The organism is Fictibacillus halophilus (assembly GCF_042680145.1).
Lineage (GTDB): Bacteria > Bacillota > Bacilli > Bacillales > Fictibacillaceae > Fictibacillus > Fictibacillus halophilus_A.
The window spans coordinates 154,647-168,713 of the sequence record NZ_JBHTNQ010000001.1 but is presented as its reverse complement, the minus strand read 5'-3'; the positions used below and the strand labels follow the sequence as shown (position 1 = coordinate 168,713).

At 43.6% G+C, this 14,067-nt stretch carries 15 protein-coding genes; 1 reads left to right on the top strand and 14 read right to left on the bottom strand.

What is annotated here, in order from left to right:
* Window positions 1-55: 55 nt before the first annotated feature.
* Complete coding sequence (locus tag ACFQ4X_RS00905) at window positions 56-571, top strand: gamma carbonic anhydrase family protein (RefSeq protein ID WP_379832698.1); 516 nt, start codon at window positions 56-58, stop codon at window positions 569-571.
* Between the two features lie 260 nt (window positions 572-831).
* Here the strand turns inward: ACFQ4X_RS00905 and paaX are convergent, their stop codons facing one another.
* The 14 genes from paaX to ACFQ4X_RS00835 all read right to left on the bottom strand — a co-directional run bounded on the left by paaX (window position 832) and on the right by ACFQ4X_RS00835 (window position 14,063).
* A complete protein-coding gene (gene paaX, locus ACFQ4X_RS00900) occupies window positions 832-1,725 on the bottom strand; it encodes a phenylacetic acid degradation operon negative regulatory protein PaaX (RefSeq protein WP_066286689.1) in 894 nt (297 codons plus the stop codon).
* A gap of 69 nt (window positions 1,726-1,794) precedes the next feature.
* Window positions 1,795-2,571 carry an enoyl-CoA hydratase-related protein gene (locus ACFQ4X_RS00895; RefSeq protein ID WP_379832697.1) on the bottom strand — a complete coding sequence of 259 codons (777 nt, stop codon included), beginning with the start codon at window positions 2,569-2,571 and terminating at the stop codon, window positions 1,795-1,797.
* 12 nt (window positions 2,572-2,583) lie between these two features.
* Window positions 2,584-3,789 carry an acetyl-CoA C-acyltransferase gene (locus tag ACFQ4X_RS00890; RefSeq protein ID WP_379832696.1) on the bottom strand — a complete coding sequence of 402 codons (1,206 nt, stop codon included), beginning with the start codon at window positions 3,787-3,789 and terminating at the stop codon, window positions 2,584-2,586.
* Window positions 3,789-4,661 carry a 3-hydroxyacyl-CoA dehydrogenase gene (locus ACFQ4X_RS00885; protein WP_379832695.1) on the bottom strand — a complete coding sequence of 291 codons (873 nt, stop codon included), beginning with the start codon at window positions 4,659-4,661 and terminating at the stop codon, window positions 3,789-3,791. The genes ACFQ4X_RS00890 and ACFQ4X_RS00885 overlap by 1 nt, the downstream gene beginning before the upstream one ends.
* Window positions 4,662-5,013: 352 nt before the next feature.
* Window positions 5,014-6,522: an aldehyde dehydrogenase family protein gene (locus tag ACFQ4X_RS00880; RefSeq protein ID WP_379832694.1), complete on the bottom strand. Its 1,509-nt coding sequence runs from the start codon at window positions 6,520-6,522 to the stop codon at window positions 5,014-5,016.
* Between the two features lie 26 nt (window positions 6,523-6,548).
* Window positions 6,549-7,319 (bottom strand): enoyl-CoA hydratase-related protein, encoded by a 771-nt coding sequence (locus ACFQ4X_RS00875; RefSeq protein ID WP_379832693.1) that lies wholly within the window; start codon window positions 7,317-7,319, stop codon window positions 6,549-6,551.
* A gap of 10 nt (window positions 7,320-7,329) precedes the next feature.
* Window positions 7,330-8,106, bottom strand: coding sequence for an enoyl-CoA hydratase/isomerase family protein (locus tag ACFQ4X_RS00870; protein ID WP_379832692.1), 777 nt, complete (start codon window positions 8,104-8,106; stop codon window positions 7,330-7,332).
* Window positions 8,099-8,404 (bottom strand): EthD family reductase, encoded by a 306-nt coding sequence (locus ACFQ4X_RS00865; protein WP_066286672.1) that lies wholly within the window; start codon window positions 8,402-8,404, stop codon window positions 8,099-8,101. The genes ACFQ4X_RS00870 and ACFQ4X_RS00865 overlap by 8 nt, the downstream gene beginning before the upstream one ends.
* Window positions 8,405-8,445: 41 nt before the next feature.
* Complete coding sequence (gene paaD / locus ACFQ4X_RS00860) at window positions 8,446-8,946, bottom strand: 1,2-phenylacetyl-CoA epoxidase subunit PaaD (protein ID WP_379832691.1); 501 nt, start codon at window positions 8,944-8,946, stop codon at window positions 8,446-8,448.
* A 26-nt stretch (window positions 8,947-8,972) separates the two neighbouring features.
* Window positions 8,973-9,779, bottom strand: coding sequence for a 1,2-phenylacetyl-CoA epoxidase subunit PaaC (gene paaC, locus ACFQ4X_RS00855; protein ID WP_379832690.1), 807 nt, complete (start codon window positions 9,777-9,779; stop codon window positions 8,973-8,975).
* Complete coding sequence (paaB, locus tag ACFQ4X_RS00850; RefSeq protein ID WP_077363378.1) at window positions 9,779-10,123, bottom strand: 1,2-phenylacetyl-CoA epoxidase subunit PaaB; 345 nt, start codon at window positions 10,121-10,123, stop codon at window positions 9,779-9,781. The genes paaC and paaB overlap by 1 nt, the downstream gene beginning before the upstream one ends.
* 24 nt (window positions 10,124-10,147) lie before the next feature.
* A complete protein-coding gene (gene paaA, locus ACFQ4X_RS00845) occupies window positions 10,148-11,113 on the bottom strand; it encodes a 1,2-phenylacetyl-CoA epoxidase subunit PaaA (protein ID WP_379832689.1) in 966 nt (321 codons plus the stop codon).
* A 70-nt stretch (window positions 11,114-11,183) separates the two neighbouring features.
* Window positions 11,184-12,512, bottom strand: a complete 1,329-nt coding sequence (locus tag ACFQ4X_RS00840) for a phenylacetate--CoA ligase family protein (protein ID WP_379832688.1) — start codon at window positions 12,510-12,512, stop codon at window positions 11,184-11,186.
* A 561-nt stretch (window positions 12,513-13,073) separates the two neighbouring features.
* Complete coding sequence (locus ACFQ4X_RS00835; RefSeq protein WP_379832687.1) at window positions 13,074-14,063, bottom strand: lipoate--protein ligase; 990 nt, start codon at window positions 14,061-14,063, stop codon at window positions 13,074-13,076.
* Window positions 14,064-14,067 lie beyond the last annotated feature (4 nt).

Sequence of the window (14,067 nt, the reverse complement as noted above, 5' to 3'; positions counted from 1 at the left end):
TCTTTTGTTCCTTTGTTATACTGAACCTATCAACCTATTATCCAGGGAGGCTCATATGAAATACTCATTTAACGGAAAAACTCCAGAAGTTCATGAAAGCGCTTTTATAGCTCCAGGTGTCCACGTCATTGGAGACGTAACAATCGGTGAAGGGGCAAGCATCTGGTTCAACAGCGTCCTTCGCGGTGATGAAGGTCCTATCTCAATCGGTAAAAAAACAAACGTTCAAGATAACTGTACACTTCACCTCTACGAAGGATTTCCGCTTATTCTTGAAGATGAAGTTTCAATCGGGCATAACGTCATTCTCCATGGCTGTACGATAAAAAAAGGTGCGCTTGTTGGCATGGGTTCAACAATCCTCGATGGTGTCGAAATCGGTGAACAAGCCTTTATAGGTGCAAACACATTGATTCCTCCAGGCAAAAAAATCCCGCCGAGGGTCATGGTTATGGGTTCACCCGGCAAAGTCATCCGAGAACTGAACGATGAGGACTTAAAGCTAATCAAGCTCACTATCGACACGTATTACGAAAAAGGAAAGCAATTTGCCGCTGAACTTAAAAAGTAAAAAACAAGCAAGCACTTTCGTTCATAGATGCGAAAGTGCTTTTTGGTTAACCTTTGTTGCTATTGAAAGTGGTTGATTTCCGCTCCAGGTACTCGCTTTCCGGGGGGCGTGCGGTGAGCCTCCTCTGCGCTTTGCACCGTTAGGAGTCTCACCTGTCCCGCTAATCCCCCAGGAGTCTCGCACCTTGCGCTCCAATCAACTATTCAACGATGAACTTAAAAGCATCCATAAGTAACGACCTTTTAGAAAACAGCATACTACTAAGACCGATTCTCCTGAATCAAAGGATGATTCAGTGCATCAAATTCCGAATTCTTTTTTAGGGCATTCCCATCTGAATAGATGCTTTCAAAGAAACGGCTTGCAGGTCCGGCAAGTGCTCGGTAGTAATCACTGAACAAAGATGCCGCATGATCACCAAGCCATTCAGCAGGCAGCAGTTCCTGAGGTAAACCTGGATCGATAAAAAGGAACTTGCGGTATTCATGAACAAGCTTCGTCCGTTCAACAAAGCATTCCCCGTCCGTCATTTCGCCTTTTTCGATCTTATTCTTATCAATCACATATTTTTGTGAGTACGTCACGATAAACTCATTGTATTTCGTGTTGATATCATTGAGATCCCAGCACTCAGATACGAGCTTTTCATTTTCATTAGGACCATTATAAACGGCCGTAAATGAATGAACGTAGTCTTCGATCTGATATTTATCAATCATCAATTGAACCTGTTCAGAAGACTGATGAGGCGAAATCCAAAAGCTATTTGCCAGGAGCCCGAAGCCGCTCCACACAAGCTCTTTACGAAGTTCATCCCTAATGCTTCTTTTTTCTTCAGGAATGGTGTAGGTGAACATCAGCCATTCCCCGTTCCATGGTTCCTGCTGCACTTTAAATATCCTTTTCGCAGCCTCATCCATACGCTTTTTTCCGCGTTCGGTTAAGTAATAATAACTCTTGTTTCCTTGCTTTCTAGCAGCGATCCATCCCTGTTTGTTCATTCTTGAAATTGCTGCCCTTACAGCTTGTTCATTATGGCCAAACTCTTCTAAAAGACGGATCAGACTGCCAATCCATATTTCACTTCCATAATGCCGGATATAATCCCCATAAAGGGTAAAAATCATGGAACGTGTGTTTAAACTGTTTTGCATTGTATTTAACCTCATTTGTACCTGTAATTGTCTGTACAATCCTACCAGAACAATATGAGCGAAAACAAGTTACTCTCCTTTGAATACAGGTGGTCTTTTTTCTCCAAAAGCAACAAGTGCTTCCATTCGATCTTTTGTCGGAATCGTCACTTCGTACGCTTTAGCCTCGATAGCCAAGCCTGTCTGAAGATCAACTTCGCTTCCATATTTGATCGCATATTTTGCTTGCTGTACCGCAACAGGCCCATTCTTCATGATAAGCGCTGCATAGTTCTCACAGACAGCCATCAATTCTTCTCTGGATGTTACCTGGTTTAAGATACCATACGAGAACGCTTCTTCAGCCATCATCTTTTTCGCTGTTAAAATTAGCTCCATCGCTTTTGCCTGACCGATCAATCTTGGCAAGCGCTGCGTTCCGCCTGCTCCAGGAATGATTGCCCAGCTAAGTTCAGTAAGCCCCATAGAAGCTTCTCTTACAGAAACGCGAAGATCACAAGCAAGCGCAAGCTCAAATCCTCCGCCAAACGCGTGGCCGTTGATCGCACAGATTGTAGGCTGAGGCAAAGCTTCTACCGCTGAAAACACATCTCGAATCTTACGTACGTTACGTCGAACTTCAGATTCTGTCAGCGTACGGCGCTCTTTTAAATCAGCACCTGCACTGAATGCTTTCTCTCCTGCTCCTGTAAAAATAACAACACGAACGTCATTGTTGTGATGGATGTCTTCGACTGTCTCTTCAAGTTCTTTTAGCGTCGCGTAGTTAAAACAGTTCAATACCTCAGGACGATTCAATGTTACATAGGCAACATGGTCTTTTACTTCATATAAAATGGCACTCATCGGATAATCCTCCTACTCATTAATGGCTTCAACAACAGAAGCGATTCCCTGTCCTACACCAATACACATTGTGGCAAGACCGTATCGTGATCCTTGCTTTTTCATTTCATGGATCAGCGTCGTCAAAATCCTTGCACCGCTTGCTCCAAGCGGATGACCGAATGCGATGGCACCGCCGTTTACGTTTACTTTTTCTGAATCCAGTCCAAGTTCATTCATGCATGCCAAAGATTGTGATGCAAATGCCTCATTCAATTCGATCAAGTCCAGATCAGTCACAGATAAGCCTGCACGTTTTAATGCTTTACGTGATGCCTCGATCGGTCCAACACCCATGATCTCAGGCTCTAAACCGGCCACACCTGAAGATACATACCTTGCTAACGGCTTAAGCCCAAGCTCATCCGCTTTTTCACGGCTCATTAATAACAGCGCGGATGCTCCGTCATTTACCCCTGAAGCGTTTCCTGCGGTAACAGATCCGTCTTTAAACAACGGTTTAAGTGCCCCAAGCTTCTCAAGTGAAGTTTCTGAACGAGGGTGCTCATCTTTCGAAATCCACGTTTCATTTCCTTTTCGGTCAACTAATCTTACAGGTACGATCTCTTCTTTAAATCGGTCTTGTTCCATCGCTTTTTTAGCTTTTTGCTGAGAGCTGTATGCAAACTGATCTTGCGCTTCTCTAGAGATGTAATATTTCTTCGCTACATTCTCAGCCGTTTCAGGCATAGAATCTGTTCCGAATTTTTCATGCATAAGCGGATTAACAAAACGCCATCCGATCGTCGTATCGAACATCTTCATATCCCCGCGTGGATATTCCACCTCTGGCTTACCCATAACTAGAGGTGCCCGTGTCATGCTCTCTGTTCCGCCAGCAATGAATACATCGCCTTCACCTGCCATGATGGCTCGCGCAGCATAGATTACCGCATCCATTCCAGATCCGCAAAGACGATTGATCGTAGTTCCACCAACCTCAACCGGCAGTCCTGCCAAAAGTGCAGACATGCGGGCTACGTTTCGATTGTCTTCTCCAGCTCCGTTTGCATTCCCAAAAATAACTTCTTCAATGTCTGATGGAGGCAATGCTGAGTTTCTTTCTAAAAGAGCTGAAATAACGACTGCACCAAGATCATCCGGTCTTACTGACTTTAGAGCACCTTTATAGCGGCCTATTGGTGTTCGGACAGCGTCCACAATAACGACTTCTTTCATTACTTCTTCACCCCGCTGCCTTCCGTTGTATAATCATAAACCCCTTTGCCTGATTTACGGCCAAGTCTTCCCGCTTTGACATACTTAACAAGAAGAGGAGCAGGGCGGTATTTTTCACCTAATGTTTTATGAAGGTAGTTTAAGTTATTTAATCGTGTGTCGAGTCCTACCAGATCTCCAAGTTCGAAAGGTCCCATCGGGAAGTTAAGTCCGAGTTTAATCGCTTTGTCGATATCTTCAGGTGTACCCACACCTTCTTGCAGCATGTAAAACGCTTCGTTACCGATCATGGCAGAGATACGGCTCGTTACGAAACCAGGAAACTCGTTTACCGTAACCGTTTCCTTGCCCATTTTTACAGCAGCTTCTTTTGCAAGCTCAACCGTTTCGTCATCCGTTTCATGGCCGCGCACGATTTCTATAAGCGGCATTCTATGAACAGGGTTAAAGAAATGCATCGCAATTACTTTTTCTGGACGCTTTGTAAATGACCCAATTTCTGTAGGGCTCATCGTCGATGTATTTGTAGCAAGCACACAATGTTCTGGTGCTGAATGGTCTAATTCTTCAAAAACAGCACGCTTAATCTCTATATTTTCTGGAACAGCTTCAATTACTATGTCTGCATCACTGGCAGCTGCTGTTAGATGCACAGTATAAGAAAGTCTAGCTTGAGCTGCGCTTGCATCCTCTTGTGACAGCTTTCCTCGAGATACCGCTTTTGAAAAAATAGAATCGATTTCTTTTTTTGCGTTTTCCAGCTGATCTTGCTTTACATCAACGAGCTGAACATCAAATCCTCCAACCGCACAAACGTAAGCAATTCCTCTCCCCATTACACCAGATCCGATGACTACTGCATTTTGCAACATGGTCTCTCCTGCCTTTCTTTTAAACAAGTGTTTAACGTTTTTGATTATACTTTTGTTGCTTTTAATGAATCTCTTCGTAGCAACATTTTTTTAGAAAACAACCTTGTATAAAAAGCGAGCACAACGGCCCGCTTTTGTTTTTTTATGTCTTTTTAAAGGCTTTTAGGAGCTTGTTGCTTCATTGACAAGTTGATTGAAGTGCAAGGTGCGAGACTCCTGCGGGACGAGCGGTCAGGTGGAGACTCCTAAGGGCGCAAAGCGGCAGGAGGCTCACCGCACGCCCCGCGGAAAGCGAGCATCCTGAAACGGAGATCAACTACTCCCATGAGCAACAAAGCTTAAACTATAAGTTTTACAGATTAAAAGGATTCAATGGACGAGATCCTGTATAGGAAACGACACTCTTTGTTTCTGTATAAAGGTCCAGCGTTTCAATACAAAGCTCACGGCCGAATCCAGATTGCTTGTATCCGCCGAACGGTGTACCTGGGAATGCTGAGAACGGAGAGTTGATCATGATCGTTCCAGCCTGAATCATACCAGCAACACGTGTTGCTTTTGCATGATCCTTAGTCCAGATCGCAGCAGCCAGACCGAAATCTGTATTATTCGCTAAACGAACCGCTTCTTTTTCATCCTTAAATGTGGATACAACGACAACAGGTCCAAAGATTTCTTCCTTAACCACTTTCATGTCTTCGTTTACATCCGTAATGATCGTCGGCAAGTACCAGTGGCCATTTTCAAAACCATCCACTTTAGCACGTCCGCCGCCTAAAGCAATCGTTGCTCCTTCTTCTTCAGCAGATTTCACATAGCCGTCGATTACTTCAAGCTGGCGCTCAGAGATGATCGCACCAACATGCGTTCCTTGATCAAGCGGATTTCCAAGAACAAGTCTCTTCGCTTTTTCAACGAACTTTTCCATAAATGCCTCATAAACACTTTCCTGAATGTAAAGACGAGAACGTGCTTCACATGATTGACCCGTGTTATAGAAAATACCGAACAATGAACCATCTACAGCAGCATCGATATCTGTATCTTCAAAAACAAGGTTAGGGGATTTCCCGCCAAGCTCAAGCGTCACACGTTTAAGCGTCTGTGATGCTTTTGCCATGATATCTTTACCCGTTCCTGTCTCACCTGTAAAGGCTACTTTATCAACATCATCATGTTCAGCTAAATAAGCGCCAACTGTTGAACCGTCGCCAGTGATGATGTTTACAACACCTTCAGGAACTCCAGCTTCGTGACAGATCTCTGTCATAACGATCGCAGTTAATGGCGTTAAGCTCGCAGGCTTTAAGATCACAGAGCATCCTGTTGCGATTGCCGGAGCAATCTTCCATGCTGCCATCATCATCGGATAGTTCCAAGGAATGATCTGTGCACAAACACCAAGAGGCTCTTTTAACGTGTAGTTCATGAACGGCCCTGGCATCGGGTTCACTGCACCGCGATGGCTTACGATTGCACCTGCATAAAATTCGAAGTCTTCGATTGCCTGCATCACTTGTCCTTGTGCAGCGCTTAACGATTTTCCGCTGTTCAGAATTTCTAGCTCAACAAGTTCGTTGAAGCGAGAACGCATGATGCTCGCGATTTTGTTCATTGTGCGAGAGCGCTTATTGACAGGAGAGCGCTTCCATTTTCCTGTTTCAAATGCAGTTCTAGCAGCGATGACAGCACGGTCTACATCAGCTTTCGTTGCTTTTGCCACTTTAGCTAAAGGTTCGCCAGTAGCAGGGTTGTACGTAACAAAATACTCCCCTTCAGATCCGGCCGTACTTTGACCTCCAATAATCATATCGTATTGATCACGCTTTACTGCTTTAATTTCTGTTTTTGCTGTACTCATACTCTCCACTCCCTTTTCTAAGATGTCTATTTTCCTGTGAATGCCGGTTTTCTCTTATCTAAAAATGCTGCAAGACCTTCTTGATGATCTTCAGACTCTCCAGCGATTTTCTGTGCTTGCGCTTCATACTCGAGTACTTCGTTCAGATCGCTTTCCCAGCTTTTATTTAAATAACGTTTGATAAGCCCGATTGCTTTCGTAGGCATGTTTGCCAATTTTTCTGCGAACGTTTCTACTTCAAGCATGAAATCCTCTTCGGTTACTGCTTTTGTTACGAGACCAAATTCTTTCGCTTGCTGTGCTGTGATTTTTTCACCTAGCACTGCCAGTTCCATCGCTTTAGCGTGGCCGACCAGTCTTGGCAAGAAATAAAGGTTCCCTGAGTCTGGAACTAAGCCCACGTGTATGAAAGCTTCTATAAAACTCGCTTTCTCGCTCGCGATGCGGAAATCGCACGCCAATGCCAGGCTCATACCTGCACCTGCTGCCACACCGTTAACCGCTGCGATCACAGGCTTTTCCATCGATACAAGTGCCTGCACCATAGGGTTGTACCCTTTGCGGAGAACTTCACCATAATCCGTGTCGGTTGAACCAGAAAGATCCTGACCCGAACAGAAAGCGCGCCCAGCACCTGTGATTACAACCGCTCTCACATTGCTGTCTTTGTTCGCCTCTTTAATCGCTGCGACCATTTCCTTATGCATAAGCGATGTAAAAGCATTTAATTTATCCGGACGGTTCAGTGTAATCCAAGCCGTCTTCCCTCTAGTTTCATAAGCTATCGTTTCAAACATGGTTTTCCCCCTACTTCCCTTTAAACTCTGCAGGACGTTTTTCAACAAAAGCTTTCATGCCTTCTTTTTGATCCTGTGATGAGAATAATAGGTAAAAGTTTTTTCGTTCAAACTGCATGCCTTCGTAAATTGAATAATCGATAGATTTATAGACGGTTTCTTTAATTAAACGAACCGATAATGGTGCTCTGGACGCTACAAGTTTTGCGTACTTTTTCGCTTCTTCTAAAACTAATTCAGGTGCAACAACCCGGTTGATTACACCGTATTGAAGCGCCTCATCTGCTGTCATGGGATCACCAATCCATAGCCATTCCAATGCTTTTTTCTGGCCCATCAGCTTAGTAAGCTTAACTGTTCCTCCAGCACCCGGCATTACGCCAAGCTTGATTTCCGGGAATCCAAACTGCGCGTTTTCAGCTGCAAAAAGAATATCTGCACATAGAGCAAGCTCGAAGCCCCCGCCGAAACAATAGCCGTTAACAGCACCGATAATCGGCTTCTTAATCGTTGCAAGACGATCCCATTCTTTGAACTGATTTAATAGTTCAAGAGAAACGCTGTCGTCATCTTTCATTTCATCAATGTCTGCACCAGCAGCAAATGCACGCTGGTTACCTGTTAAAACAATTGCTTTCACCTCATCATTACGGTCAAATCCTTCAAAAGCATCTAAAAGCTCCGTAACCATCGGCCGGTTGATCGCGTTTAGAACACGAGGCCTGTTTAATTGAATTAAGGCAATCCCATCTTCAACTGAGGTTAAGATTGTTTCGTAATTACTCATTGATTTCCTCACCGATCATGAGCGTTACAAGTTCTGCTGCAAAGCTCATTAAGTCTTTACCAGAAGCTTTACCTTCGTCAGACTTCATCGCTGCTTTTAGTGCGTCATGATCATCGTAGTACATTTCACAAAGAATATGGTACTCGCTTTTCCCCATTGGAGAACCAACAATCTTAGTTACTTCCATTTTGCGAAGTCCAGGAATCTTTTTTGTAATCTCTGTATGATGTCCAAAATAGTGCTCGTCGAATTGATCAATGTTTTCCGGTGTTTTGTAAAGTGCGATTAATTTTACCATGAGTGTTTCCTCCCTATTTTTAACCTCATATTTTTTTGTGGCTACCCCATATCAGCAACAGGTTTCATTGCTTCAAACGGGTTTTTGCAAGACTTGCAATACAGGATGCTTCGGCATGCTGTCGGACCAAAAATATTTTCCATCGTCACATATGTTGACCCGCAATATGGACAGTCGATCTCCCATGGCTCACCCATTACATGGTTTGCCGGCGGCGGAGAGATTCCGAATTCTTTTAATCTCTCACGTCCCTCTGGTGTGATTCGGTCTGTCGTCCATGAGGGTGTAAATACAAAATTCACTTCTGCCGATTCAATTCCTTCTACTGTTTCTAAGGCTTTTTTGATATCTCGTTCGATGATGTGCAAGGCAGGACACCCCGAAAAGGTAGGAAGTACGGAAACTTTCACATTTCCATCTGTCACTTCTACTTCGTGTATCATACCAAGGTCTAATATGCTGACGGAGGCGATTTCAGGATCTTTAACATCCCCAAGCGCGTCCATAACGATATCGGTCATGCTGTTTTTTAATTCGGACACGTGGTTCATCTCCTTTCAATATCGTCTTACCAGCCAGTTGCAGGATTTGTAGCATACACTTCTGAAAGTGTAGATAATGCTTGTTTTAAATCATCTGTGTGAACACCGTTTCTCCCGTTGCCTCTTTCCATTCGAGGCTCACCAGGATATTCTGCTCCCACTTCTTTAAACACTGCTTCCATCTTGTTCGTCCAGCGCTTTTTCATGACTGCTTCATCATCAATAAAGTTCGCCTTGACGATATCTGCGTATGAAGGACCAAGTGTCAGAACGCCTCCAAAGTCTTTCCAAACCTTTTCAATAGCCGCGTTCATGCGCTTGATTGCTTCGTCCGTGCTCGTCATCAGCTGCTTAAACCAAACTTCCCAGTGCATAAGGTGATAATATTGTTCCGTCATAATTTTTCTTGCCGCCTCTGCCAGCGGCTCATATGAAGAATGGCGAAGCGAATCTAAACGAATCTGCTTATGCACCGCATAAAAGTAATTGCGGACTACAGCAAATGCCCAGTCATACTCAGGTTCTTTTAAATACGTTCCCGGTCCATTCACTTCTTCTAAAATGATGGCATTGCGGAATTGATCAGTTGTACGAAGGTGAGCAATTCTATCTGCTTCCCCTTCTCCAAGGTCTTCTAAAAGACGATAGTAAAGATTTGCATGCCCCATCATGTCCTGAGAGATGGATGAGAACGCAACGTCCTCTTCAATATGCGGTGCCAGCCCAAGCCATTCAGATCCACGGAACGAAAGAAGAAAATCATCGTCTCCCATCTGATAGAGGAGCTCGATCAATGCGGCTTTCTCTTGTGGCTTCAATGTTTCCTGTGTCATTAATTGTCTCCCCTTCCGCCAAGGATGTGCTGTTCTGTAAACTGCTCCTGGTTGTAGTCACGCCATTTTTTCTTTAAATAACCGTATCCTTTTGTTTCTCTATACTCCTTATCAAGCCTTTTGAGCATCTCTCTCTCATCCTGATTCAGACCACGGATGTTCTCTCTTTTTACAACCCAGATGTCAGCAACTGTCTCTCTTCTGAAAAAGTTCTCTTTTGCCATGATGAGTGCCATATCAGCGTTAGGAGCGAGCAGGCTGAAGCTGTGCTGAAACGGTGATTTATCTGTTTTTTTGCTAAATACCTCATATACGTTGTAAAACTCATTTTTCGGTTCGTTCACGTTGGTTGTCTCTCCCTTCCGCTGTTAGATCGCTTTTTTAGCAGCCAATGCCTCACGTACCCACTCGTTATTTTTGTATGAGCGGCGGCGAAGGTCTAAGCGATTTTGAGATTGTGGTCCATTTCCGGATACGATCTGCTTAAACATGCTCCAATCAGCATCCTTATAGATCCACATTTGAGTTTCTTCATCAAACCGGATCGTATCATCAGGAATTGTGAGTCCGAGCGACCAGATACGCGGAATGTATTTTGTGAAAAATTCTTGTCTTAAATCTTCATTCGTTTTTGTACGGATTTTGTACATAATGTTCTTATCCGCATTCGAGTTACCCGTTTCTTTAGCTGATTTCGGTCCGAAGAACATGATAAGTGACTCCCACCAGCGGTTAAGAGCGTCCTGCAGCATCTGGCGCTGTTCAGGCGAACCTTCTGCCATCGCTAAAATAATGCTCTCTCCATGCTGTGCGTGGAATACTTCTTCTGCACAAATTCGCTTTAACGCTCGAGCGTAAGGGCCATAAGAAGAATCAAGCATCATACTTTGAGAGATGATTGCAGCCCCATCTACGAGCCATGCAATGATTCCAGCATCTCCCCAAGTGGGTGCATCCATATGGAAAACGTTATGGAACTTCAGTTTCCCTGAAAAAAGGTCTTCCATGATATCATGGCGCGTCTTTCCAAGCGGCGCCATCAAGTCTTCTGCTACACGAAGCAGCAATTGGCCATGCCCCATTTCGTCCTGTACCTTTGCCATGATTGCAAGCTTGCGGTGCAAGGAAGGTGCTTTAGGTACCCATTCTTTCTCTGGAAGCGCTCCCATAATTTCCGAAATGCCATGCATGGAAATCAAACGGATCAGCTGCAGACGATAATCATCCGGCATCCAGTCATCGGGTTCAATTTTTTCACCAGCATTGATACGATCTAAAAAATGCTGCATCTTTTCTTCTTCACTAAGTTGATTAAAGCTCACACCAACTGTCATGTTATTCCCTCCTATTATATTACGTTTTATTACCGTAATTATAAAATAACGTCATGCTTTTAAACAATGGTTAAACACCCATTTTTTTCTGAGCGTGCCTCACAACTCTGATCGCCTTTCCTTCAGAACGCGGAATGGCTTTTGGCGGAAACACTTTTATCTTCATCGTTACAAGGCAAGTGTCTTTAATTTTTTTAGAGATGGTTTGTTTAAGCAGCTCAGTCGCTGAATGTGCTTCATCACCATTCGTGATCGCATAAAGTTTTTCACTCATCTCGACATGAAGTTCAATGTGCTCCCTGAATCCTTCTGTCTCTATATGCACTTGGTAATGAGGGACGATATCCTCAATGGCAAGCAGGCAATTCTCGATCTCTGAGGGGAAAACATTAACCCCTCTGACAATGATCATATCGTCAATCCGCCCCTTCACCCTGCTCATCCGGACCGAAGTCCTGCCACAGCTGCAAGGTGTACGGTCAAGTTTAGCGATATCTCCAGTACGATAGCGGATGATCGGGAAAGCTTCCTTCGTTAAGCTCGTAAAAACAAGTTCTCCATATTCCCCGTCCGGCATTGGTTCGAGCGTATCCGGATTAATAATCTCAGCTATAAAGTGGTCATCCATAATATGCAATCCGTTCTGTGCTTCGTGACACTCCATCGCTACTCCAGGACCCATCACTTCGCTCAGCCCGTAAATATCCATAGCTTTGATTCCGAGCTTTTCTTCGAGTGTTGCCCGCATCTCTTCCGACCAAGGCTCCGCACCAAAGATACCGTATTGGAGTGAAGTGGCTCTTGGATCTTTCCCGAGCTCTTCCATCTTTTCAGCAATGGTTAAAATGTAAGATGGTGTTCCGCAAATCACTTGCGGTTTGAAATCTTCAATAAGCAAAATCTGCCTCTCTGTGTTACCTCCAGATACAGGAACCGTAACCATTCCAAGCCGTTCTGATCCGTTATGAAGACCTAGTCCGCCAGTAAAAAGTCCATATCCATAAGCGTTGTGCAGAACGTTACCGGGCTCACCGCCCGCGATTGCTATAGACCGCGCTACCATGTCACTCCATCTTTCAATGTCACCTTCTGTATAACCGACTACGGTAGGTTTCCCGCTTGTACCTGAGGATGCGTGAAGCCGGACTAGATGGTCTTGCGGAACCGCAAAAAGTCCGAATGGATAGTGATCTCGCAAATCCTTTTTCACGGTAAACGGCAGCTTCTGCAGATCTTCCAGTGAGTTGATTGAAGATGGATCAATTTCTTTTTCATCAAATGCATTTTTGTAAAAAGGCACATTTTCATAAACTGCATGTACTGTCTGCTTTAAACGATGAAGTTGAAGCTCTTCTTTCTCATCACCATTCATGCACTCCACTTTAGGATGAAGAATCATTTATTGTTCATCTCCTTTTAGGATTATGTAAGCGATTACATTAGAGGATAAAAAAATATGACGTTTTTATAGCGTTATTGCATATTAGTGTAATGTAATTTGATTTAAGCTTATCATTTATATTAATTTTCTGTCAAATGAATTTGAGTGTTGAAGTGACTGGTTTAAATGCTTCAAAACATTTGTTTCAAGGTGAAATTGATTTCCGCTCCAGGATGCTCGCTTTCCGCGGGGCGTGCGGTGAGCCCCCTAGGCTAATCGCCTGCCGGGGTCTCACCTGTCCCGCTAATCCCGCCGGAGTCTCGCACCTTGCGCTCCAATCAACTCACAGAAGCAAACTCAACAAACAATCTTTTAGAAAAAATCCTTTTTTATTACACGTTCACCCGATAGAAGCTCCGTTTCACCCGTGCACAGCTATGTTTCACCCGTTGAACTGCCACTTACACCCCATCACACCTTACTTTCACCCGTTGCACCACATACAGAGCGATTTTGAAATATACCCCTTTACATATACAAAAAAACCGCCCTCAAAGAGGCGGTTAATTTTTTATCTATTTAATATAGAAGATCTAGAAATTCCTGACGTGAAACATTACCAAAATAGTGCTTCAAATCGATATCTTCCAGTACTTTTTCAATTTCTTCTCGATCATATCGTACACCGTTCAGCTTATTCTCGATATCTGATACATCACCTACACCGAAGAAGTCCCCAAAAATCTTACTTTCTTGGATAATTCCTTTTACGATATGAAGGCGGATATCAATAGAGCCTGCTGCAAAACGATTAGATAATTCAACGTTAAACTTCGGCGACTTACCGTAGTTCCAATCCCAGTTCGCATAGCGCTCTCTGGAGATTTTACGGATCTCAGTCCAGTCATTTTCTGTTAATTCGTATTTTGGAATTGAATCGAACTCTTCAAATAAGTAAGTAAGTAGTATTTCTCTAAATTCTTCCATCGTCATGTCCTCATCCAAGTGCTCACGAATATTCGTAACACGGCTTCGGATGGACTTGATCCCTTTAGATTCAATCTTGTCCATGCGGACGTTTAAAGCTGATACTACATTTTCAATCTCAGAATCAAACAATAAAGTTCCGTGACTGAACATACGCCCTTTTGTTGAAAACTGTGCATTGCCCGATATCTTCTTGCCTTCAGCCAAGATATCATTGCGTCCGCTTAACTCAGCGTTCACACCTAATTTTTTTAAGGCTTTTACTACTGGATCAGTGAACTTCTTAAAATCATGAAAAGAGTTCCCATCATCCTTAGTGATAAAGCTGAAGTTCAAGTTCCCAAGGTCATGATACACAGCTCCGCCTCCAGATAAACGGCGTACTACATGAATCCCCTGATCGCGCACGTACTCTGCGTTAATCTCTTCAACCGTATTCTGGTTTTTGCCGATGATGATGGATGGTTCATTTATATAAAAAAGCAAATACGTTTCATTGATGTCCAAATGCTTCAAAGCGAATTCTTCAATCGCCAAATTCACTCTTGGGTCTGTAATATTTTCATTATCAATAAAAAGCATAGTT